Below are 1799 nucleotides of genomic sequence, written 5' to 3'. Positions count from 1 at the left end.
ATACAGAGATTGATCGCGAGGCTCTGGCTAATCTTTTGGTCGAAATTGCCCGGAACGTTGATCCGGACTATCGTGCGCGAGCTTGAGCGCGAAGTCGCGGACCGGATAAATCGAAGCGATCAATTGCTGCGTGAGGAAATCAAGCAAAAGAATGAAAGCATGCAGATGCTAATGGAAAAGATGTTTTCCGATCTCAGCAACGTCAAGACCGACCGAAATCTTTTGGCTGGCCTGTTTGTCGAGGTTGCAAAATGTCTAAATCAGGATCCCGTCGGCAGCAAGAGCAACTCGGAACGTAGCTGGAAAGTGAGTTGATCGGAACTTGACGTCGACCGTCGACCCAATCAGCCTTCCTCAAAGAGCAGCTTCGAACGATACAGAGATTGATCGCGAGGCTCTGGCTAATCTTTTGGTCGAAATTGCCCGGAACGTTGATCCGGACTATCGTGCGCGTCTCGACGGAGTTCCCACCGCCGATCCTCGCATGGAAACGCTGCGCCAGTTGCTGGTCGGCCGCGAAATTTCGGAGCTTTCACGAGTTACGCACCTGCTCGACGAACCTGAGCAGCTTGCGTCTGCAGTGGGGGGTGTTCTCCCCAGTGCAGCCGCACGTGCGCCTCATGCGCAACTCGGCGAGGCACTTGCGCCAGCTGTCGAGAGGGCCGTGCAACGGTCCATCCAGAAGAGCCCGCGTACGCTAACGGATATACTATACCCGGTGTTTCTGCCGGCAATTCGCAAGTCGATCGGGGAAAAGATCGATCAGACCTTTCAGTCGCTGAATGAAACTTTAAGACATATATTTACCTGGCATGGGCTCAAGTGGAGATTGGAAGCCTGGAGAACGGGAGCAAGCTTCTCAGAAGTTGTTCTTAAGCATTCTCTTGTCTATCGCGTAGAGCATGTCTTTCTGATTAACCGCAATTCCGGGCTTTTGATAGCGCATGTAACTGCCGATAATGCAACGAGCGAAGATCCGCAACTCATTTCTTCGATGCTTAGTGCAATTCAAGATTTTGTGAAAGACTCATTTAACGAGAAAGAACAGAGCGGCCTGGACACTATCCGTTTTGGGGAGCTTCGTCTCTGGTCAGAAGTTGGACCGTTTGCGACCTTGGTTGCGGTGATCCGGGGAAATCCGCCAGAGGAATTACATGAAATATTTCGCGATCTGTTGCTTCGCATCCATGATGAATGCTCACAGGCTTTAGAGCAGTTTGATGGCGACAGTTCGCAGTTGGTCGGCGTAGAGACGCTGTTGCAGACCTGCGTTGAACTGAAGCAGGAGGACTCTAACCAGGGATTTCCTTGGCTGGTGGTGGCTGCAGTCCTGCTGGTTTTGATTCCGGCAGGCGGTTGGTTCCTTCTTTCCTGGCAATCCGGGCAACGCTGGCAGGCCTATGTGTCGCGGCTGAGTACCCAGCCGGGCATCATCGTTGCCGAACAAAAGGTGCGCGATGGCCAATTCTATATTGCCGGCCTGAGAGATCCGCTTGCCGCCGACCCGCAGGCTTTGCTGTCCGGAACGCAGGTCGATCCCGCCCGCGTTCATTCGCAGTGGCAATTCTATCAGAGCCTTGAGCCGGAGTTCGTGTTGAAGCGGCTTACGGCGTCGCTGGCTCCGCCGGATTCAGTACGACTTTCGATCGTCAATGATCGCATCGTTGCCGAAGGTGAGGCTCCCGACACCTGGATAGATCGGGCACGCGCAGCGGCCCGACAGCTTTCGGCAGGCGGACCGGTATTCGACATCTCCAAGGTTCGTGATGTGAGCCCCGAAGCACGCGCGGCGGAGCACT

The 1799-nt window shown here is 54.4% G+C and carries 2 pseudogenes; both read left to right on the top strand.

Annotation, left to right across the window (positions count from 1 at the left end):
* A pseudogene (locus EOA86_RS33250) lies at positions 1-315 on the top strand (hypothetical protein); the annotation flags it as partial.
* A gap of 7 nt (positions 316-322) precedes the next feature.
* Positions 323-1799: pseudogene (locus EOA86_RS33245) on the top strand (OmpA family protein); the annotation flags it as partial.

The sequence above is a fragment of the Mesorhizobium sp. M5C.F.Ca.IN.020.32.2.1 genome (genome assembly GCF_004023105.1).
GTDB lineage: Bacteria > Pseudomonadota > Alphaproteobacteria > Rhizobiales > Rhizobiaceae > Mesorhizobium > Mesorhizobium wenxiniae.
This window is presented reverse-complemented; position numbering and strand designations above follow the sequence as displayed.